The organism is Streptomyces venezuelae, from assembly GCF_008642315.1.
Classification (GTDB): Bacteria; Actinomycetota; Actinomycetes; order Streptomycetales; family Streptomycetaceae; genus Streptomyces; species Streptomyces venezuelae_D.
The window spans coordinates 6,883,695-6,902,677 of record NZ_CP029192.1; the positions used below are offsets into that span (position 1 = coordinate 6,883,695).

22 protein-coding genes are annotated in these 18,983 nt (G+C 72.2%); 14 read left to right on the forward strand and 8 right to left on the reverse strand.

The window, feature by feature from the left end:
* Positions 1 to 86 precede the first annotated feature (86 nt).
* The 3 genes from DEJ48_RS30335 to DEJ48_RS30345 all read left to right on the forward strand — a co-directional run bounded on the left by DEJ48_RS30335 (position 87) and on the right by DEJ48_RS30345 (position 3,200).
* Positions 87 to 1,685 carry an ABC-F family ATP-binding cassette domain-containing protein gene (locus DEJ48_RS30335; RefSeq protein WP_150183400.1) on the forward strand — a complete coding sequence of 533 codons (1,599 nt, stop codon included), beginning with the start codon at positions 87 to 89 and terminating at the stop codon, positions 1,683 to 1,685.
* Between the two features lie 354 nt (positions 1,686 to 2,039).
* Positions 2,040 to 2,261, forward strand: coding sequence for a helix-turn-helix domain-containing protein (locus DEJ48_RS30340; RefSeq protein WP_055550175.1), 222 nt, complete (start codon positions 2,040 to 2,042; stop codon positions 2,259 to 2,261).
* 135 nt (positions 2,262 to 2,396) lie between these two features.
* The gene (locus DEJ48_RS30345) at positions 2,397 to 3,200 is read left to right on the forward strand and encodes an enoyl-CoA hydratase/isomerase family protein (protein WP_150219378.1); all 804 of its coding nucleotides are present in this window, start codon (positions 2,397 to 2,399) and stop codon (positions 3,198 to 3,200) included.
* A gap of 16 nt (positions 3,201 to 3,216) precedes the next feature.
* Here DEJ48_RS30345 and DEJ48_RS30350 read toward each other — a convergent pair whose 3' ends face one another.
* Positions 3,217 to 3,930: a nucleopolyhedrovirus P10 family protein gene (locus DEJ48_RS30350; protein ID WP_150219379.1), complete on the reverse strand. Its 714-nt coding sequence runs from the start codon at positions 3,928 to 3,930 to the stop codon at positions 3,217 to 3,219.
* A gap of 108 nt (positions 3,931 to 4,038) precedes the next feature.
* Here DEJ48_RS30350 and DEJ48_RS30355 point away from each other — a divergent pair, with 108 nt between their 5' ends.
* Genes DEJ48_RS30355 through amaP form a run of 5 tightly spaced genes read left to right on the forward strand, consistent with a single transcriptional unit; the run spans position 4,039 to position 6,318 of the window.
* Positions 4,039 to 4,524 carry an Asp23/Gls24 family envelope stress response protein gene (locus tag DEJ48_RS30355; RefSeq protein ID WP_150219380.1) on the forward strand — a complete coding sequence of 162 codons (486 nt, stop codon included), beginning with the start codon at positions 4,039 to 4,041 and terminating at the stop codon, positions 4,522 to 4,524.
* 11 nt (positions 4,525 to 4,535) lie between these two features.
* Entirely contained in the window at positions 4,536 to 4,721 is a 186-nt protein-coding gene (locus DEJ48_RS30360) for a hypothetical protein (protein ID WP_150166335.1), read from the forward strand.
* Positions 4,722 to 4,724: 3 nt separating this feature from the next.
* Entirely contained in the window at positions 4,725 to 5,069 is a 345-nt protein-coding gene (locus DEJ48_RS30365) for an Asp23/Gls24 family envelope stress response protein (protein ID WP_150219381.1), read from the forward strand.
* The gene (locus DEJ48_RS30370) at positions 5,066 to 5,734 is read left to right on the forward strand and encodes a DUF6286 domain-containing protein (protein ID WP_150219382.1); all 669 of its coding nucleotides are present in this window, start codon (positions 5,066 to 5,068) and stop codon (positions 5,732 to 5,734) included. Before DEJ48_RS30365 ends, DEJ48_RS30370 begins: the two co-directional genes overlap by 4 nt.
* A 5-nt stretch (positions 5,735 to 5,739) precedes the next feature.
* A complete protein-coding gene (gene amaP / locus DEJ48_RS30375) occupies positions 5,740 to 6,318 on the forward strand; it encodes an alkaline shock response membrane anchor protein AmaP (protein ID WP_150219383.1) in 579 nt (192 codons plus the stop codon).
* A gap of 11 nt (positions 6,319 to 6,329) precedes the next feature.
* On the opposite strand, the gene DEJ48_RS30380 is transcribed toward amaP, so the two are convergent.
* The 6 genes from DEJ48_RS30380 to DEJ48_RS30405 form a co-directional block, all read right to left on the reverse strand.
* A complete protein-coding gene (locus DEJ48_RS30380; protein ID WP_150219384.1) occupies positions 6,330 to 7,085 on the reverse strand; it encodes an SDR family oxidoreductase in 756 nt (251 codons plus the stop codon).
* Positions 7,086 to 7,089: 4 nt separating this feature from the next.
* Complete coding sequence (locus tag DEJ48_RS30385) at positions 7,090 to 8,868, reverse strand: glycoside hydrolase family 15 protein (protein WP_411757554.1); 1,779 nt, start codon at positions 8,866 to 8,868, stop codon at positions 7,090 to 7,092.
* A 154-nt stretch (positions 8,869 to 9,022) separates the two neighbouring features.
* On the reverse strand, positions 9,023 to 9,811 hold the full coding sequence (locus DEJ48_RS30390) for an SURF1 family protein (RefSeq protein WP_150219385.1): 789 nt from the start codon (positions 9,809 to 9,811) through the stop codon (positions 9,023 to 9,025).
* Between the two features lie 49 nt (positions 9,812 to 9,860).
* A complete protein-coding gene (locus DEJ48_RS30395; RefSeq protein ID WP_150166323.1) occupies positions 9,861 to 10,094 on the reverse strand; it encodes a hypothetical protein in 234 nt (77 codons plus the stop codon).
* A 93-nt stretch (positions 10,095 to 10,187) separates the two neighbouring features.
* On the reverse strand, positions 10,188 to 11,183 hold the full coding sequence (locus DEJ48_RS30400; RefSeq protein ID WP_150219386.1) for a DEDDh family exonuclease: 996 nt from the start codon (positions 11,181 to 11,183) through the stop codon (positions 10,188 to 10,190).
* Positions 11,184 to 11,214: 31 nt separating this feature from the next.
* A complete protein-coding gene (locus tag DEJ48_RS30405; RefSeq protein ID WP_150219387.1) occupies positions 11,215 to 11,850 on the reverse strand; it encodes a TetR/AcrR family transcriptional regulator in 636 nt (211 codons plus the stop codon).
* 83 nt (positions 11,851 to 11,933) lie between these two features.
* Between DEJ48_RS30405 and DEJ48_RS30410 the strand changes: the two genes are divergently transcribed.
* The 6 genes from DEJ48_RS30410 (at position 11,934) to DEJ48_RS30435 (ending at position 17,974) form a co-directional block, all read left to right on the forward strand.
* Entirely contained in the window at positions 11,934 to 12,731 is a 798-nt protein-coding gene (locus DEJ48_RS30410; RefSeq protein ID WP_150219388.1) for an acetoacetate decarboxylase family protein, read from the forward strand.
* Position 12,732: 1 nt separating this feature from the next.
* Positions 12,733 to 13,617, forward strand: coding sequence for an SDR family NAD(P)-dependent oxidoreductase (locus DEJ48_RS30415; RefSeq protein ID WP_150219389.1), 885 nt, complete (start codon positions 12,733 to 12,735; stop codon positions 13,615 to 13,617).
* Between the two features lie 14 nt (positions 13,618 to 13,631).
* Entirely contained in the window at positions 13,632 to 14,924 is a 1,293-nt protein-coding gene (locus tag DEJ48_RS30420) for an amidohydrolase family protein (RefSeq protein WP_150219390.1), read from the forward strand.
* Complete coding sequence (locus tag DEJ48_RS30425; protein WP_150219391.1) at positions 14,921 to 16,183, forward strand: amidohydrolase family protein; 1,263 nt, start codon at positions 14,921 to 14,923, stop codon at positions 16,181 to 16,183. Before DEJ48_RS30420 ends, DEJ48_RS30425 begins: the two co-directional genes overlap by 4 nt.
* 169 nt (positions 16,184 to 16,352) lie before the next feature.
* Entirely contained in the window at positions 16,353 to 17,258 is a 906-nt protein-coding gene (locus DEJ48_RS30430) for a sterol desaturase family protein (protein WP_150219392.1), read from the forward strand.
* Entirely contained in the window at positions 17,255 to 17,974 is a 720-nt protein-coding gene (locus DEJ48_RS30435; protein WP_150219393.1) for a lysoplasmalogenase, read from the forward strand. The genes DEJ48_RS30430 and DEJ48_RS30435 overlap by 4 nt, the downstream gene beginning before the upstream one ends.
* Here the strand turns inward: DEJ48_RS30435 and DEJ48_RS30440 are convergent.
* Positions 17,881 to 18,894 carry a CopD family protein gene (locus DEJ48_RS30440; protein WP_223832528.1) on the reverse strand — a complete coding sequence of 338 codons (1,014 nt, stop codon included), beginning with the start codon at positions 18,892 to 18,894 and terminating at the stop codon, positions 17,881 to 17,883. The genes DEJ48_RS30435 and DEJ48_RS30440 overlap by 94 nt on opposite strands.
* Between the last annotated feature and the right edge of the window lie 89 nt (positions 18,895 to 18,983).

An 18,983-nucleotide genomic window follows, 5' to 3' on the forward strand; every position in this document is an offset into this window, starting at 1 on the left:
CCTCTCCTCAGTTGGACGGCATAGACACCGGTTCCTGAGCACCTCAGTCGTCCCTCTCGCCGTCCACTCTGTTTCAGGAGAACCCCGTGATCACCGCTTCCGGCATCGAGCTGCGCGCCGGCGCCCGCATCCTCATCGAGAACGCCACCTTCCGCATCGCGAAGGGCGACCGCATCGGCCTCGTCGGCCGCAACGGCGCGGGCAAGACCACCCTCACCAAGTGCCTGGCGGGTGAGGGCATGCCCGCCGGCGGCACCATCTCCCGCTCCGGAGAGGTCGGCTACCTCCCGCAGGACCCCCGCACCGGCGACCTCGACGTGCTCGCCCGCAACCGCATCCTCTCCGCGCGCGGTCTCGACGTACTGATCCGCAAGATGCGCGAGAACGAACAGCGGATCGCGAACGGCTCGGGCGCCACCCGCGAGAAGGCCCTCAAGCAGTACGAGCGCCAGGAGACGGAGTTCCTCACCAAGGGCGGGTACGCCGCCGAGGCCGAGGCCGCCACCATCGCCGCCGCGCTCAACCTCCCCGACCGCGTGCTCGGCCAGCCCCTGCACACGCTCTCCGGTGGTCAGCGCCGCCGTATCGAGCTGGCCCGCATCCTGTTCTCGGACGCCGACACGCTCCTCCTCGACGAGCCGACCAACCACCTCGACGCCGACTCGATCGTCTGGCTGCGCGACTACCTGAAGACGTACCGCGGCGGGTTCATCGTGATCTCCCACGACGTCGACCTCGTCGAGACGGTGGTGAACAAGGTCTTCTACCTGGACGCCAACCGTGCCCAGATCGACGTCTACAACATGGGCTGGAAGCTCTACCAGCAGCAGCGCGAGTCCGACGAGAAGCGCCGCAAGCGCGAGCGGCAGAACGCCGAGAAGAAGGCCGCGACGCTGCACTCGCAGGCCGACAAGATGCGCGCCAAGGCCACCAAGACCGTCGCCGCGCAGAACATGGCCAAGCGCGCCGACAAGCTCCTCGCGGGCCTGGAGGCCGTGCGCCAGAACGACAAGGTCGCCAAGCTGCGCTTCCCCGAGCCCGCCCCGTGCGGCAAGACGCCGCTGATGGCCGAGGGCCTCTCGAAGTCGTACGGCTCGCTTGAGATCTTCACCGACGTCGACCTCGCCATCGACAAGGGTTCGCGCGTCGTCATCCTCGGCCTCAACGGCGCGGGCAAGACCACGCTGCTGCGGCTCCTCGGCGGCGCCGAGAAGCCCGACACCGGCCAGGTCATCGAGGGCCACGGCCTGAAGCTCGGGTACTACGCGCAGGAGCACGAGACGCTCGACCCGGAGCGCACGGTCCTGGAGAACATGCGCTCGGCCGCCCCCGACCTCGACCTCGTCGAGGTGCGCAAGACGCTCGGCTCGTTCCTCTTCTCCGGGGACGACGTCGACAAGCCCGCCGGTGTGCTCTCCGGCGGCGAGAAGACCCGGCTCGCGCTGGCCACCCTGGTCGTCTCCTCGGCCAACGTCCTCCTCCTCGACGAGCCCACGAACAACCTCGACCCGGCCAGCCGCGAGGAGATCCTCGGCGCGCTGCGCACGTACAAGGGAGCGGTCGTCCTCGTCACGCACGACGAGGGCGCTGTCGAGGCGCTCCAGCCGGAGCGCATCATCCTGCTCCCCGACGGCGTCGAGGACCTGTGGGGCCAGGACTACGCGGACCTGGTCGCGCTCGCCTGAGGCCGTCCACCCTGCTTGATCGAATGACTGATCCACTGGGTATGGATCATTCGGCCGATCCGTGATCCCTCATCTGTGTGAGCCGGCCTCGTACCGAGGTGTGGCATACACGGATTTCCGCGCTGAGCTGCGACAAGGCTCACCTCACCGGCCGTCGCGGCGCTGACCTGGGGATTCGCCGTCGCTCGCGTTCTGACGCGCGCGCAGCGACGTGCGGAATCGTTCACTCCGATCGTGATGTCCGTCCCCGAAGGGACGAACCCCGCCGTACGGACCTTGTCGAATGGGTGGCCAGGAAGCCCGGGAGGGGTGATCATGAGAAGTCCAGAGCGCACTTCCCATGAGGAGGCACGGGTGGCCGAGACTCTGAAGAAGGGCAGCCGGGTAACCGGCGCCGCGCGCGACAAGCTCGCGGCAGACCTGAAGAAGAAGTACGACGGCGGTGCGAGCATCCGGGCGTTGGCCGAGGAGACCGGCCGCTCGTACGGCTTCGTGCACCGCATGCTCAGCGAATCCGGCGTCACGCTGCGGGGACGCGGCGGGGCGACGCGAGGCAAGAAGGCCGCCGCCGGCTGACGGCGGGCGGCACGCTGTCCCATGGTCCGATGGTGACCACCCGGTCGGTCAACCGATCGACCGGGTGGTTACTGTGCAGTCACTTACGGGCGCTCCCGGCGTCCGGACCGACCGCACCCCCATCGGAGGCACCCCATGGCTTCGTCCGACAGCGAGCTCGCACCGGTTCTCGACAAGGACGGCGTACGCCTCACCATCGACGAGGCCGTCGCCACGGTGACGCTGACCAATCCGGCCAAGCGCAACGCCCAATCTCCCGCGCTGTGGAGGGCGTTGGTCGAGGCCGGTCAGCTGTTGCCGGGCAGCGTCCGTGTCGTGGTGCTGCGCGGAGAGGGCAAGTCGTTCTCCGCGGGCCTCGACCGGCAGGCGTTCACGCCCGAGGGCTTCGACGGCGAACCGTCCTTCATCGATCTGGCACGCGGTGAGGACGGCCTTCTCGACGCCACGATCACCGAGTACCAGGAAGCGTTCACCTGGTGGCGGCGGAGCGACATCGTGTCCATCGCCGCCGTCCAGGGCCATGCCATCGGCGCCGGCTTCCAGCTCGCGCTCGCCTGCGATCTGCGGATCGCGGCGGACGACGTGCAGTTCGCCATGCGCGAGACCAGCCTGGGCCTGGTCCCCGACCTCACCGGCACACACCCGCTGGTGGGGCTCGTCGGCTATGCCCGCGCGCTGGAGATCTGCGCCACCGGGCGCTTCGTCCACGCGGACGAGGCGGAGCGGACCGGCCTCGCCAACCTCGTCGTGCCCGCAGACCAGCTCGGCGCGGCTGCCACCGACCTCGCCGCCGCGCTCGTCGCCGCGCCCCGCGACGCGGTCATCGAGACGAAGGCCCTGCTGCAGGGCGCGGTGGGCCGTTCCTACGAAGACCAGCGCGTCGCCGAACGCGCCGCCCAGGGCCGCCGCCTGCGCGACCTCGCGGGCCTCGGCGACTGATCCGCGCGCGGCGCGCCTACCGCACCTCGGTGATGAGCACCGCCACCGTCGGACCGTCGGGCAGGGCCGCGCCGACGGCCTCGCGGACCGCGAGTGCCACGTCCAGGGCGCGGTGCCCGTGGTCCGTCGCGAGTTCCACGCGCGCGTGGCGGCGCGGGAGTGCGTGCGACGCCGGAGGCTCCTCGAAGTGGACGGCGCGGCCGAGCACGCCGGTCAGCCGGGCCACCCCGGGGACCGCGAGGGCCGCCCGTTCGGCGCGTGCCTCGTCGTGGTCGGCGGCGGGCCGCTCCGGGGCGGGCTCCGGGGGACCGGTCCGTCGAGGAGGCGCCTCGTCGGCCTCGTCGAGGAGCGCCGTCACCTTCAGGTCCACCTCGTCGGTGATCAGGCCGAGTCCGACCGCCGCCTCGTACAGCGCCGCGCGCAGCCGGTCCGCCGCCGCGGGCAGTGGCTCACCGGCGACCGCGGCGAACTCCGCCGTGATCCGCAGCGGTCCGGGCGGCAGCGCGCTCGGGGGCGGCGGAACGGCCGGGACTCCCGCCTCGTCCGGGGCGGCCTGCCCGATGCGTACCGTACCGAGCCGCACCCCGGGCACCCGCTCAGCCATCTGGCGCAACGCGCCGTCCACCGCCGATTCCGTCACCCACACGCCGTCCGCGGCACCGCCGAGCGGCAGCACCCGGCCGAGCCCCAGCTGCCGGCGCACCGCCTGCGTCCAACCCTCTGCCGTCATGGCCCCAGCCTGCCGCATCCCGGGCGCGCGGGCGCGGGGCCGCGCTTAATGTGGGCGGAGAAGCAGCCCCACTCGGGCAGTTCCCCTTTCGAAAGGGACGGGACGGCCATGACCGACACCGGACAGCGGAAGGCGTCGCAGACGCTGGAGAAGGACTCCCCGGACGAGAGCGCGGCACGGTCCGCGCCCGGACGGGGCGGCGGTGACCCCGGCAGCCGCGGCCGCACCACGATCGCGGACGGCGTCGTCGAGAAGATCGCCGGCCTCGCCGCGCGTGACGTCGACGGCGTGCACGCGATGGGCGGCGGCCTCGCCCGGACCTTCGGCGCCGTGCGCGACCGTGTGCCGGGCGGCTCGAAGTCCGTGTCGCGCGGCGTGAAGGCCGAGGTCGGCGAGGTGCAGACCGCGATCGACCTGGAGATCGTCGTCGAGTACGGCGTCTCGATCGCCGATGTCACCCAGGACGTGCGCGAGAACGTGATCACGGCCGTCGAGCGTATGACCGGTCTTGAGGTCGTCGAGGTCAACATCGCGGTGAGCGACGTGAAGCTGCCCGACGAGGACGACGACGAGCAACCAGGACGCCTTCAGTAGGGAGCGCGCAGATGAGTATGGCCGTGATCGGCATGATCGCGGGAATGGCTCTGGGCTTCGCCGGATACTTCGGCGGATTCGGGGCGTTCCTGCTGGTGGCCGCCTTGGGCGCCATCGGCTTCGTCGCAGGCAAGTTCCTCGACGGAGACCTGGAGCCCGGCGAGTTCTTCCGCACCCGCGGCGACCGGCGGCGGTGAGCGGTGGCGGCACAGGTCGCGCCCCGGGAGCGCGGCGCGACCCGGATCGCCGACCGGGTCGTCGCGAAGATCGCCGCGAGAGCGGCCCGTGAGGCGGTGGACGCGGTCCCGGCCGACGGCTCACCGCCCCGCGCCACGGTCTCCGTCCACCACGAGGCGGCCCGCATCCGCGTCAGCCTGGAGCTGGAGTACCCCTGCGACATCGGCGGGCAGTGCGGCGCGGTGCGTCGCCATGTCACCGAGCGGGTAGAGGCGTTGGCGGGGATGGACGTACCCGAGGTGGCCGTTCAGGTGGAGCGGCTCCACTCCGCGCAGGTGCGCGCCGCGGCACAGGGGAGGACACGATGAGTGAACCCCACGGGGGCGGCACCCAGCCGCTGCCGGTCGTCGAACAGACGGAGGGCGAGCTGCGCCAGTCGGCGTCCGCGACGGCGTACGACCCGCTGCCCACGCTCTCCGACGACGAGGAGAAGGCCTCCCGGTTCTGGTCGGCCCGCCGGGTGCCCGCCGCGCTCCTCGCCCTGGTGGTCCTCGGCGCCGCGGGACTGCTCCTCTACGACATCGTCGCCGTCCGGGCCGACCACCCCGCCATGCACTGGCGGCGCGAACTGGCCCACCAGCTCGGCAGGCGCCCCCTCGACGACACCGCGGTGCTCATCGGGGCCGCGGTCGCCGCCCTCCTGGGCCTCTGGCTCCTGGTCCTCGCCGTGACACCCGGGCAGCGCGGCATCCTGCCGATGCGCCGCACCCACTCCGACGTGCGCGGCGGCCTGTACCGCGGCGCCGCCGCCATGGTCCTGCGCGACCGTGCCATGGACGTGCCGGGCGTACAGTCCGTGCGGGTCCGGATGAAGCGCTCCAAGGTCGACGTGCGGGCCGTGTCCCACTTCCGTGAACTCGACGACGTACGCGGCGACCTGGACGCGACGATCGCCGACGGCATCCGCGATCTGGGCCTCGCCCGCGTCCCCGGACTCTCCGTCCACGTGGCCCGGCCCGGCAGGAAGGGGTGAGCGGCATGCTGCGCACGGTCAACCGCGTCGTCCTGGCACTCGCCGGGCTCGTCCTGCTCGTCCTCGGCGGCTCCGTGCTCGCCGTCGGACTCGGCGCGTCCGCGCCCTCCTGGTGGATCCACGACGGCCGGCACGACGTGCTGGTCAGCGCCGCCGACCGGGCTCGGTGGCGGGACGAGGGATGGTTCTGGCCCACGGTCATCGCCGCCCTCGCGGTGTGCGTGCTGCTCGCGCTGTGGTGGCTCTCCGCCCAGCTGCGCAGGCGCCGACTCGCCGAGATCCTGGTGGAGACCGGGGACGGCGAGGGCGCGTTGCTGCGCGGCCGGGCCATGGAGAACGTCCTGGCCCGCGAGGCCGAGACGCTGGACGGCGTCGACCGCGCCCAGGCCGTCCTCACCGGCAGGCGCAGCGCCCCGCAAGCGCGAGTGGACCTCACCCTCACCCCGCACGCCACCCCGGCCGAGGCGCTGCACCACCTCTCCGCCGACACGCTCGGCCGGGCCCGCGACTCGGCGGGCCTCGCGTCCCTGCCCGCCACGGTCCGGCTGCGGGCCGCCAAGCACCGGGCGGAGAGGGTCAGCTGAGCCCCGCGTCGTCAGAACCCGGCGCGTGATCCGCCGTCCACCGGCACCATGATCCCGGTCAGGTACGAGGCCGCGGGCGAGAGCAGGAACGCCGCGGTGCGGCCGAACTCCTGCGGCGTGCCGTAGCGCCGCAGGGGGATGCCCGCCTCGTTGGCGGCGCGGGTGGCCTCCGGGTCGGGGGAGAGGCCGTCCAGCTGGCGCATGCGGTCGGTGCCGATCCGGCCGGGCAGCACGCCGACCACCCGGATGCCGCGCGGGCCGAGCTCGTCCGCGAGGGACTTGGCGAACCCGGCGAGCCCCGGCCGCAGCCCGTTCGAGATCGTGAGGCCCGCGATCGGCTCGTACACCGAACCGGAGAGCACGAAGCCGATGACGCCGCCCTCGCCGAGCTCCGCGGCCGCGGTCCGCGCGAGGCGCACCGCGCCGAGGAACACCGACTCGAACGCCGCCTGCCACTGCTCGTCGGTGTTGTCCGCGACGAAGCCCGGCGCGGGCCCGCCGACGCTGATCAGCACGCCGTCGAAGCGGCCGAAGTGCTCACGGGCGGCGGCGACGAGCGCGGCGGCGGAGTCCGGGTCGGCGTTGTCCGCGACGACACCCACCGCGTTCGGGCCGAGCTCGGCGGCCGCCTCGTCGACCGTCTTCTGCTGACGGCCCGTGACCACGACCTTCGCGCCGTCCGCGACGAGCTCGCGGGCGGTGGCGTTGCCGAGGCCACGGGTGGCGCCGGTGACTACGTAGACACGGTTTTCCAGTCCAAGATCCATGGCCCTAGTCTCCCGCGTCCGCCCCGTAGAGCGCGAGGGCGGTATTGACCAGGCCGATGTGGCTGAATGCCTGCGGGAAGTTGCCCAGCTGACGGCGGGACGAGGGGTCGTACTCCTCCGCGAGCAGCCCCACGTCGTTGCGGAGCGCGAGCAGCCGCTCGAACAGCTCCCGCGCCTCCTTCGTACGGCCCGTCATGTGCAGGGCGTCCACCAGCCAGAACGAGCAGACGACGAAGACGCCCTCCTGTCCCGGCAGGCCGTCGATGGCCGTCTGGTCGGAGGTGTAGCGGCGCAGGAGCCCGCCGTGGCCGAGCTCGGCGTGGACCGCGTCGATGGTGCCGACGACGCGCGGGTCGTCGGGCGGCAGGAACCCCACACGCGGTATGAGCAGCAGCGACGCGTCCAGTTCGGCGGAGCCGTAGGACTGTGTGAACGTGTTGCGCTCCGGGTCGTAGCCGCGCTCGCAGACCTCGCGGTGCACCTCGTCCCGCAGCTTGCGCCACCGGTCGACGTCGCCGCGGAGCTTCGGGTTCTCCTCCAGGGCGCGCACCGTGCGGTCGGCGGCGACCCAGACCATCACCTTCGAGTACACGAAGTGCCTGCGGGGGCCGCGCACCTCCCACAGGCCCTGGTCGGGCTCCCGCCACTTCTTGTGCAGGAACTCGAGCAGGGACAGCTGGAGGTGCCAGGCGTGCGGAGGCGTGTCCAGGCCCGAACGGTCGGCGAGGGCGAGTGAGTCGACGACTTCCCCGTACACGTCGAGCTGCAGCTGTTCGACCGCTTCGTTGCCGATGCGGACCGGGGCGGAGTCCGCGTACCCGGACAGCCACGGAACCTCGTACTCCGGCAATCGGCGCTCTCCGGAGAGGCCGTACACGATCTGCAGGTCCGCCGGGTTGCCCGCGACGGCGCGCAGCAGCCAGTCGCGCCACGCCTCGGCCTCCTCCGAGAAGCCCGCGGCGAGCAGCGCGCCCAGGGTGAGGGTGGAGTCGCGCAGCCAGCAGAAGCGGTAGTCCCAGTTGCGCACGCCGCCGGGTTCCTCGGGCAGCGAGGTGGTGGGCGCGGCGACGATGCCACCCGTCGGGGCGTACGTGAGGGCCTTGAGGGTGATGAGGGAGCGGATCACCGCGTCCCGGTACGGTCCGTCGTAGTGGCACAGCGACGTCCAGGCGCGCCAGTCCTCCAGGCTGTGCTCCAGTGACTCGTACGGGTCGACGAGCGAGGGGCGCGGCTCGTGCGAGGGATGCCAGGTGAGGACGAAGGCGACCTTCTCGCCCTCCTCGACGGTGAACTCGGAGTGCGTGCCGAAGGAATGGCCCCAGGTGTGCACGGACGGCTCGCTGCGCAGCCACACGGAGTCGGGGCCCGCCACGGCGACGCGGTGGCCGTCCTTCTGGCGCATCCAGGGCACGACCGAGCCGTAGTCGAACCGGAGCCGGAGCGTGCTGCGCACGGTGACGCGGCCCTTGAGGCCCTCGACGATGCGGATGACGTCGGGGGCGCGGTCGCGCTGCGGCATGAAGTCCGTGACGCGGACGGACCCGTCCTCCGTGTCCCACTCCGAGTCGAGGACGAGGGAGTCGGAGCGGTAGGCGCGGCGGGTGCAGGCCCCCGCGTCCTTGGGTGCCATGCGCCAGTGCCCGTTCTCCTCGTCGCCGAGCAGCGAGGCGAAGCAGGCGGGGGAGTCGAAGCGGGGCAGGCAGAGCCATCCGATGGAACCGTCCCTGCCGACGAGGGCGACGGTCTGGTGGTCGCCGATGAGCGCGAGGTCCTCGATGGGCACGAGCTCTTCGGCGGGCGGGAGATCGGTGGCGGGCGCGAGGTCTTCGATGTGGCGGGACACGGATGACGGTTTCCCGGAGTCGGGCTCCGTCAATCCGGCGGAATGCGGGACTTCCGCGGCGTAATGCGGGGCTTCCGGCACGGACACCGAAGCCCTAGACGGCTGCGGGCGTCGCTTCCGGAGCCGTGGCTTCCGCGGCCGCCGTGCGGTCGCGCCGCTCCCTGCGGACCAGGACCACCCAGCCGATCGGGACGCCCGTGGCGAACAGCCACCACTGGACCGCGTACGCCATGTGCGCGCCGATGCTGCTGTGGTCGGGCTCGCCGATCAGCTCGGGGGAGCCGCCCTTCGCCTCGGGGGCGGACAGCTCGACGTAGCCGCCGAGGACCTCCTTGCCGAGGGCGTCGGCCTGCTGGCCGCTGCTGATCAGCATGATCTGACGGTCCGGAAGACCGCGGACGTCCTTGATGCCGCTGGCCGCGGACGTCTCGTCGGCCATGAGGCGGCCGGTGACGGTGATCTCGCCCTTGGGCGGCGCGGGGATCTTCGGGAAGGCGGTCTGCGGGCCGTCGGCGGGGATCCAGCCCCGGTTGACGAGCAGGACCTTGCCGTCGTCCAGGACGAACGGGGTCAGGACGTGGAAGCCGACCGCGTCGTCGGAGTTGGTGCGGCGCCGCACCACGACCTCGTGCCGAGGGTCGAACGTGCCCTTGGCGCTCACCCGGCGGTAGAGGTCCTCCTTGGGCACCTCGTGGCCGGGCGAGGTGAGCTTCTCGGCCGGTACCGGGTCGGCGTTCAGCGCGTCCGAGATCCGCTGGTTCTGGGCGACCCGGTTCTCGTGGCGGTGCAGCTGCCAGAAGCCGAGCTCGACCATCACGGGGATGAGGACGAGGGCGATGAGGGTGAGGATCACCCACTGCCGGGACAACAGGAAGCGGTACACCCCACGAAGGTACCTCTCGGGTCGTGGGGTGCCCGGCGGCGGGGTCCGGTCAGACGTTGTCGACGATGCCCACCCGCCCCTCCGCGCGCGAGCAGTGGGCGCCGCAGTACCAGTGGCCCTCCACCTCGACGCCCTGGCCGATGATGCGGCACCGGCAGTGCTCGCAGATGGGCGCCATGCGGTGGATGGCGCAGGAGAAGCAGTCGAAGACGTGCACCGCCCCTTGGGCGTGCACTTCGAAGGACATGCCGTAGTCGTTTCCGCAGACCTCGCAACGTGCCATGCGCCACAGGGTGGGACGCCGCGGCGGTGCGGGGCGAGCGGTCGGCGGGCGAGTCGCGCGGCAATCACCCGTCTGACGGTTATGGCTCGGGCGCTACGACTCCGTGGCGGGCGTCACGTCCTGGAGGAGCTGTCCGAACGCCGCCTCGTCGATGACCGGCGTGCCGAACGAGCGGGCCTTGACCGTCTTGGAGGTGCCGGAGTCCGGGTCGTTGGTGACGAGCAGGCTCGTGAGGCGCGACACACTCGTCGCGATGTGCAGCCCGGCCTCCACCGCGCGGTCCTCCAGGAGTTCACGCTCCACGGAGGTGTCCCCGGAGAACGCGACCCGCATGCCCTGCTTGAGCGGTTTGCCCGGTTCGTAACGGCCCGGGTTCGGGTACGGGCACGGCGGGCGCTTCCGCGAGGGGCGCCAACTTCCGGGCCGGTACGACGAGGCGGGCGTCGGGCCCGTCGCCTGGCGGACGATGCGGGGCGCGCCGTCCGACCACTCGGTGAGCGGCCTGCACTCCAGGAGCGGCAGGCGGACGTTGCCACCGGCCGCCGCCAGCAGACTGGGGCGGAACGCCTCGGCGAGCACGCGCGCGTCGTCCAGGGCGTTGTGCGCGTGGCGCTGCTCGACGCCGAAGTGCGCGGCCAGGGACTCCAGCTTGTGGTTGGGCAGCGGGAGCGCCAGCTCCTTGGAGAGCGCGATGGTGCACAGGCGTTGGCGCACGGGGGCGGTGCGCTCCGCGCGCGCGTACTCCCTGGCGATCATCGACCAGTCGAAGACGGCGTTGTGCGCGACGAGGACGCGGCCGTCGAGGCGGGCCGCGAACTCCTCGGCGACGTCCTCGAAGAGCGGGGCGTCCGCGAGCATCTCGCTGGTCAGCCCGTGGATCCAGACGGGACCCGGGTCGCGCTGGGGGTTCACCAGCGTGTACCAGTGGTCCTCGATGTCGCCCCGGGCGCTCACGCGGTAGACGGCGGCCGACACTATGCGGTCGTCGCGGGCCAGGCCGGTGGTCTCCACGTCGACGACCGCGTATCCCGTTGGATACGCGGCCGGCCAGGGCACTGCGGACGCTGCGGTCGTGCGGTCTTCGAGCATGGTCCATGAGGATACGGGCCGCGACCGACAGTCAGGGCGCCGGTCCGAGAAGCCCGGCCACCAGAGCCCTGACGGAGGCGGCGAAAACCGCGTCAGGATCGACGGGTCCCGCGAGCGCGCGGGCGAGCGCGCCGTCCTGCTCCGCGGCCTGAGCCGTCCACAACTCCTCCTCGCCCGGCCGCTGCACGGGCGCCCGTGCGCGGGCCCGCTCGACGAGGACGTGTCCGACGACGTGGACCTGGACGGCGCGCACGGCCTCGGCGGCGCGGGCGCCGCGCAGACCCGCCTCGTGGACCTCGTGGACGAGCGTGCGCTGGGCGGGCAGGAACATCCTTTCCGTCAGGCCGCGTTCGTGGACCATCGCGACGAGGTGCGGGTGGTCGAGGAGCTGGTGGCGCAGGGCGCGGGCCACGGAGGCGACGCGCTGGACGGGGGTGCGTCCTGTGGCGCGGATCTCGCCGAGGTCGGCGAGGGTGCGCTCGACGAGGGCGTCCAGGAGCGACTCGCGGTTGCCGACGTGCCAGTAGATGGAGGTGACGGCGGTGCCGAGCTCGGCGGCGAGCGCCCGCATCGTCAGAGCCTGCGGGCCGTGCCGCTTGACGAGGTGCGCGGCGGTGTCGAGCACGACGGCCCGGTTCAGTTGCGTGCGCGTCTCTTTACCCTTCACGAGTCCTGTTGTAACTGTGTTACAGAACCGCCGCAAGTCCCGCCCGCGGACCCCCCGTCCGCGCCGACGAAGGGTGGTACGACATGGCACGCATTCGCTACGGAGCACGTGACGAGGCGGAGATCGCCGCCGCACGCACAGCGAGTTCCAAGCTCCCCGACATCTGGTCCACGGGCGTCGTGGCCGTCTGGGAGAGCGACCCGGACGTGGTCGCCGCGGTCCTCCCGCCGCCGCTGAAGCCCACCGGCCGGCCGCTGGTGCGGGTGAACATCAGCAAGGTCGACCTGCCCGGCTATCCGCTGGGCGCGGGCTCGGTCGCCGTGGCCGCCGAGCACGGGGGAGTGGAGGGCTGGTATCCGCTGGTGATGCCGATGACCCACGAGCGTGCCCTGATCGGCGGGCGCGAGGTGTTCGGGGAGCCGAAGAAGCTCGGCGAGGTGGAGGTCGAGCGGGACGGCCTGGTGGTACGTGCCCGCCTCGCCCGGCACGGCATCGCCTTCGTGGAGGTGCGGGGCGCGGTCAGCGGCGCCCTGCCGCTGCCCGAGCCGACGCAGAAGACCGACTTCTACTTCAAGTTCCTGCCCGCGGTGGACGGTTCGGGCTTCGACGCGGACCCCGTGCTCGTGCACTGCGTACGGAACGAGAAGGTCCGCAAGCTGGAGGCCGTCACCGGGGACGTGGTGCTGCGCGAGTCGATGTACGACCCGGTGGCCGACCTGCCGGTGCGCTCCCTCGTCGAGATCACCATCGGCGAGAAGACCACCGACCAGCAGGGCCGCGTCGTCGAGCGCGTCAGCGCGCAGTCCCTGCTGCCCTACATCCACCAGCGCTACGACGACCCCGCGCAGATCCTCGACGGCCCGCCCGAGGGGAGCGCCTGAGATGGAGCTGCACGCCGGGCAGGTCGCCGTCGTCACGGGCGCGGCGAGCGGCATCGGGCTCGCTATGGCGCGCAGGTTCGCGGCGGACGGCCTGCGGGTGGTGCTCGCGGACGTCGAGGAGAGCGCCCTGGAGAAGGCGGCCGCCTCCCTGCGGGAGGACGGCGCGACGGTGCACGCGCGCGTGGTCGACGTCGGAGTGCGCGAGCAGGTCTTCGCCCTCGCCGAAGAGGCGTACGACAGGTTCGGCGCCGTCCATGTGCTGTGCAACAACGCGGGGGTCGGGTCGGGCGCCGAGGGGCGCATGTGGGAGCACGAGCCGAACGACTGGAAGTGGGCCTTCGAAGTCAACGTCTGGGGCGTCTTCCACGGCATCCAGGCCTTCGTGCCCCGCATGATCGCGGGCGGCGAGCCGGGACATGTCGTCAACACCTCGTCCGGCGACGGCGGCATCGCGCCCCTGCCCACCGCCTCCGTGTACGCGGTCACCAAGGCCGCCGTCGTCACGATGACCGAGTCGCTGTACGCCCACCTGAAGGCGGAGCACGCGCGCGTGGGCGCCTCCGTGCTCTTCCCGGGCCCCCACATGCTCCGCACCGGCCTGTGGGAGTCGCACCGCAACCGGCCCGACCGGTACGCCAAGTCCCGCCCCCGCAGGACGCCTTACCGCAGTCTCGACCAGTGGGAGACCGCGATGAAGGAGGCGGGCCAGGAGATCGAGTTCACGCCGGTCGAGGAGGTCGCGGACTTCGTGGCCGAGGGCATCGCGGCCGGCCGTTTCTGGCTGCTTCCGGAGAGCGAGCACAGCGACCGGCAGATCAGGGCGAGGTCGCGCTCGATGCTCGACCGCGCCGACCCGGCGTACCTGGAGAACTTCATCCTGGACTGAAAGGGGATCCGCAGATGAGCGCTCAGGACCCTCAGGACCCGTACCTGATCATCTCCTCCGACTGCCACGCCGGTCTCCCCACCGAGGAGTACCGGCCCTACCTCGACCGCCGCTTCCACCGCGACTTCGACGACTTCCTCGGCGAGCGGGGCGCCCGCCGCGAGGAGGCCACCCGGCTCGGCATCCGCAACGACGCGTTCGCCGCCAAGTGGTTCCAGGACAACGAAGAGGGCCTGCGCGGCGGCTGGGACGCCGCACAGCGCCTCAAGGAGCTGGACGGCGACGGGGTGGCCGCCGAAGTCGTCTTCCCCGACGCGGACGCCGTCGACAGCCGCACCGCCGCGCCCTTCGGGGTCGGCCTCGGCCTCTCCGGCGACCAGGACCCCGAGCTCGGCATGGCGGGTGCCCAGGCCCACAACCGCTGGCTGGCCGACTTCGTCTCCGAGCAACCCGAACGGCATTGCGGAGTCGCTCTGTTGCCCATCACCGGAGACGTCGACCGCGTCGTCGCCGAGGTCCACCGCGCCAAGGAGTCGGGGCTCGGCGCGCTGATGATCCCCTCCATGTGGGTCGACAAGGCGCCCTACCACGACCGGCGCTACGACCCCGTGTGGGCGGCGGCTGCCGAGTGCGCGATGCCCGTGGTCACCCACTCCGGAGCGGCGCCCCGTCACGAGTACGGCGACCACCTCGGGATCTACGTCTCCGAAGTGACCTGGTGGCCGGCCCGACCCCTGTGGTTCATGCTCTGGTCCGGCGTCTTCGAACGCCACCCGGGGCTGAGGTTCGGCGTCGCCGAGTCCGGCTGCTGGTGGCTGCCGAACCTCCTGTGGTTCATGGACCGCCTCTATCTGGGCGCCCACGGAGGCAAGAAGCTCTCCCCGTTCGAGGAGCTCAAGCGTCCGCCGCACGAGTACCTGGACCGGCAGATCTTCGTCTGCGCCACCAACACCAAGCGGCGCGAGCTCGCCCAGCGGTACGAGATCGGCGTCGACAACATCCTGTGGGGCAGCGACTTCCCGCACCCCGAGGGCACCTGGCCAGCCACGCGCGCGTGGCTGCGCAAGACCTTCCACGACATTCCCGTGGCGGAGACCCGCCGCATGCTGGGGCTCGCCGCCGCCGAGGTCTTCGGCTTCGACACGGCGGCACTCGCGCCGCTGGCCCGGCGCATCGGCCCGACACCCGCCGACCTCGGCCAGGACGCCGACCAGACGTCCGTCGAGGCCTCCTGGGCCCGCTCGCGCGAGGTGGGCCGCCACTGGCTGACCGACCACGACTTCCCGGTACTGGGGGCGGACGCATGAGTGCACCACGGACGACCGAGGACCGCTACACCGTCATCTCCGCGGACTGTCACGCGGGAGCCGATCTCCTCGACTACAGGCCGTACTTGGAGTCGCGCCACCACGACGCGTTCGACGCCTGGGCGGCCACCTACGTCAATCCGTACGAGGACCTCCTCGCCGACACCGCCGACCGCAACTGGAACTCCGACCGCCGGGTCGCCGAGCTCGAAGCGGACGGCATCGTCGCCGAGGTCGTCTTCCCCAACACGATTCCGCCGTTCTTCCCCTCGGCGTCCCTCATGGCGCCGGCGCCCACCCGCGAGGAGTTCGAGCAGCGCTGGGCCGGCCTGCGCGCCCACAACCGCTGGCTCGCGGACTTCTGCGCCGCCGCGCCGGGCCGCAGGGCAGGCGTCTTCCAGATCCTGCTCAACGACGTCGACCGGGCCGTCGAGGAGATCCACCGCTCCGTGGAGGCGGGCCTGACGGGCGGCCTCATGCTGCCCGGCACCCCGCCCGGCTCGGGCCTCCCGGAGCTCTACTCGGCGGCGTACGACCCGATCTGGGCGGCCTGCGCCGATCTGGGCGTGCCCGTCAACCACCACGCGGGATCGGCCTCACCGCCGCTCGGCGAGGAACCGGCCGCCCGCGCGGTGTTCATGGTCGAGACGACGTGGTTCTCCCACCGGGCGCTGTGGCACCTCGCCTTCGGCGGGGCCTTCCGCCGCCACCCGGAGCTCAAGCTGGTCCTCACGGAGCAGGGCTCGGGGTGGGTCCCCGGGGTGCTCGACATGCTGGACTACTACCACGGGCGGCTGGTCGCCGCGGCGCGGCGGACGGGCGGCGCGGGCACGGCAGACACCGCCGAGTCGAAGTTCGGCGCGGGTCTCGCCGACGCGATGGGCAAGGGCCCCTCCGAAGTGTGGCGCGACAACTGTTTCGTGGGCGCCAGCTTCATGCGCCCCCACGAGGCGGCCCTGCGCGACCGGATCGGCCTCGACAAGATCATGTGGGGCAGCGACTACCCGCACGACGAGGGGACGTACCCCTACTCGCGCGAGGGCCTGCGCATCGCCTACGCCGGCCTCCCCAGGGAGGAGATCGCCGCCATGGTCGGCGGCAACGCGGCCGGCGTCTACGGCTTCGACCTCGACCGTCTCGGGGAGATCGCCGCGCGCGTGGGACCGACGGTCGGAGAACTGGACGAACCCCTCAAGGAGACGCCCGCCGACGCGACGAGTCCGGTGTTCGCGACGGGAGGGTCGGTACGGGTCTGGTGAGCGGGCGCGTCCGGCGAGCGGGCGGGGGTTCGGGTCGCCCCCGCCCGCTCGCCACCCGTTTGAGCCGGGACCTTTGGTGAGGATCACCAACATCCACACCCGTACCGCCGGTAATACTTGTCGGTAACAACCCCTAGTCGTGGGCGAATAGCCGTTCTACGGTGCCTGCATGTCCCCGAACCTGCCCGATGTCGTGCTGTGGTCCATCCCGGCCTTCGTGCTGCTCACCGTCGTCGAGATCGTGAGCCACCGGATCCATCCCGACGACGATGCCGCCGGGTACGAGACCAAGGACGCCGCGACCAGCATCACCATGGGGCTCGGCAGCCTCGTCTTCGACTTCCTGTGGAAGATCCCCATCGTCGCGATCTACTCGGGCGTCTACGCGCTGACCCCGCTGAGCGTGCCCATCCTGTGGTGGACGATTCCGCTGATGCTCCTCGCGCAGGACTTCTTCTACTACTGGTCGCACCGCGGCCACCACGTGATCCGCGTCCTGTGGGCCTGTCACGTGGTGCACCACTCCAGCGAGAAGTTCAACCTCACCACCGCGCTCCGCCAGCCCTGGACGAGCCTGACGGTGTGGCCGTTCTACCTGCCGCTGATCGCGCTCGGCGTCCACCCGGCGGCGCTCGCGTTCTGCTCGTCGGCCAACCTGGTCTACCAGTTCTGGATCCACACGGAGCGCATCGGGAAGCTGCCGCGCCCCGTCGAGTACGTCTTCAACACGCCCTCGCACCACCGCGTGCACCACGCCTCCCAGGGCGGCTACCTCGACCGCAACTTCGGCGGCATCCTCATCATCTGGGACCGCATGTTCGGCTCCTGGGTCGCCGAGACCGACCGTCCCGTGTACGGCCTCACGAAGAACATCCACACGTACAACCCGCTGCGCGTGGCGACCCACGAGTACGCCGCCATCGCCAGGGACCTGAAGGCGGCCACCGGTTGGCGCGAGCGGGCCGGACGCGTCTTCGGAGGCCCCGGGTGGCAGCCGGCGGCCCCGGCCGCCCCCGAGGCGTCTCCGGCCGTCGTGCCCGCCTCCGACACCCCCGTCCCGGAGCGCGCCGCGTGACGCGAAGGCCCGCGCCGCGGACGGTCCTCGGCGCCTTCGGTGTCGCCGCGCTCGGTGACCTCCTCGCGCTCCTCGTGGACTTCGAGCCGGGTCACGCCGTCTGCAAGCCGCTGCTCATGCCGCTCCTCGCGGCGTACGTTGCCCTGCGGGGCGGGCCGCGGCTGCTGATCGCCGCCCTCCTCTTCGGCTGGGGCGGCGACACCTTCCTGCTCCTCGACGCCGATCCCGCCTTCCTCGCCGGGATGGGCTCCTTCGCCGCGGGGCACGTCTGCTACCTCGTGCTCTTCAAGCGGTACGGACGACGGGCGCCCCGCGCGCGGGGGGCGGGCCTCGTGACCGTGTACGCCCTCGCGCTCGTCGGCACCGTGGCGCTGCTCTGGCCCGACCTGCCGGCCGACATGCGGGGCCCCGTCGCGGGCTACAGCCTGCTGCTCACCGCCATGGCGTTCGGCGCCACCGCACTCGGTCCCGTCGCGGCCGCGGGAGGGGCGCTCTTCCTGCTCTCGGACACCCTCATCGCGACCGGCGTCGCCGAGTGGCCCCAGTTGCCGCGACCCGACTTCGCGATCATGCTCACGTACATCGCGGCCCAGTTCCTGCTGGCCGAGGGGGTGCTGGCGGCTCACCAGCGAATCGGTACCGGCACCGCGGTGAGCAGCGCCGAGAGCACCACGACGACACCCAGCGCGATCACCTCACCGCGCGCGGGAAGGTAGGCCGAGGCGCGGTCCGAGCCGCGCCGCAGCCGACGGCGGGCCAGGACCGCGAGCAGGGCGACGGCCAGGACGAGCAGCACCTTGGCGAGCAGGGTGCGGCCGTAGGCCGTTCCGGTGAGCTGGTCGAGGACCGTGCCCGCCGGCATCCGGCGCAGCGTGCTGCACACCCCGGTCGCCGTGATCGCGGCGAACAGGACGGCGGCCACGCGCGCGTAGAGCCCCAGTACCGCGACGGCCTCCTCCGGAGAGGACGTCCGCCATCCGCGGAGTATGCGCAGGACGTACAGCAGACCGCCCGCCCACAGCGCGCCGCACGTCAGATGGACGAGCGTGAGGCCGCTGCCCAGGAGCGGGGTGTCCTCCACCGGAGGGTGGGCCCGCAGTGCCTCCGCGACGATCACCGCGGCCAGCGGGAGCGCCGCCCCCGCCGGTCGCCGTGATCGCGCGCACAGGGCGGCCACGATGAACGCGTTGACCTCCAGGAGGGCGAGCCGCCCGTCCCGGGTGTCGTACAGCCGCCCGATGTCCAGGTCCGGGAGCTCCTGCGGGACCAGATTGCCGTTCGCCACGATCGCCGCGAGCCCCAGTGCCGCGGCGCACCCCGCCCACGCCGCGTACGCGGACCAGCCGCGCGGCGCCCTGTCGAGCGGCGCCCCCGGAACCCGGCGCGCGAGCCGGACGGTGAACACCTCGCCCAACTGCACGCACAGGGCGGCGAACAGGACCGCCCGCAGAAAGGTGATCCCGCCCGTGCCGGGAGCCCTGGCCTCACCGGTGCCGTGCAGCGCCGCCGACGGGCCGAGCAGGGGGATCAGCGCGGCGACGGCCACGAGCACGAGCACGGCGACGGCGCGGCCGGCTGAGGGCCGGCGGCGCGGGGCGCGGTGCGAGACGGGGGCGGTGACGGCTGTGGCCGGCACTCCGGTGGTGGCATCGCCTCCGGGCTCGACGGACGGTCGTATGGAGCTCACCACATGATCTTCACCAGGGCTTCCGGTGGTGGGCAAGT

Excerpts from the sequence above, each read along its gene's own strand:
- DEJ48_RS30410 (WP_150219388.1), top strand. The coding sequence starts at position 11,934 with ATGGCACGCATTCGCTACGGAGCACGTGACGAGGCGGAGATCGCCGCC.
- DEJ48_RS30350 (WP_150219379.1), bottom strand. The coding sequence starts at position 3,930 with ATGACGGCAGAGGGTTGGACGCAGGCGGTGCGCCGGCAGCTGGGGCTC.
- DEJ48_RS30400 (WP_150219386.1), bottom strand. The coding sequence starts at position 11,183 with ATGCTCGAAGACCGCACGACCGCAGCGTCCGCAGTGCCCTGGCCGGCC.
- DEJ48_RS30420 (WP_150219390.1), top strand. The coding sequence starts at position 13,632 with ATGAGCGCTCAGGACCCTCAGGACCCGTACCTGATCATCTCCTCCGAC.
- DEJ48_RS30425 (WP_150219391.1), top strand. The coding sequence starts at position 14,921 with ATGAGTGCACCACGGACGACCGAGGACCGCTACACCGTCATCTCCGCG.
- DEJ48_RS30370 (WP_150219382.1), top strand. The coding sequence starts at position 5,066 with ATGAGTGAACCCCACGGGGGCGGCACCCAGCCGCTGCCGGTCGTCGAA.
- DEJ48_RS30360 (WP_150166335.1), top strand. The coding sequence starts at position 4,536 with ATGAGTATGGCCGTGATCGGCATGATCGCGGGAATGGCTCTGGGCTTC.
- DEJ48_RS30430 (WP_150219392.1), top strand. The coding sequence starts at position 16,353 with ATGTCCCCGAACCTGCCCGATGTCGTGCTGTGGTCCATCCCGGCCTTC.
- amaP (WP_150219383.1), top strand. The coding sequence starts at position 5,740 with ATGCTGCGCACGGTCAACCGCGTCGTCCTGGCACTCGCCGGGCTCGTC.
- DEJ48_RS30345 (WP_150219378.1), top strand. The coding sequence starts at position 2,397 with ATGGCTTCGTCCGACAGCGAGCTCGCACCGGTTCTCGACAAGGACGGC.
- DEJ48_RS30415 (WP_150219389.1), top strand. The coding sequence starts at position 12,733 with ATGGAGCTGCACGCCGGGCAGGTCGCCGTCGTCACGGGCGCGGCGAGC.
- DEJ48_RS30380 (WP_150219384.1), bottom strand. The coding sequence starts at position 7,085 with ATGGATCTTGGACTGGAAAACCGTGTCTACGTAGTCACCGGCGCCACC.
- DEJ48_RS30395 (WP_150166323.1), bottom strand. The coding sequence starts at position 10,094 with ATGGCACGTTGCGAGGTCTGCGGAAACGACTACGGCATGTCCTTCGAA.
- DEJ48_RS30355 (WP_150219380.1), top strand. The coding sequence starts at position 4,039 with ATGACCGACACCGGACAGCGGAAGGCGTCGCAGACGCTGGAGAAGGAC.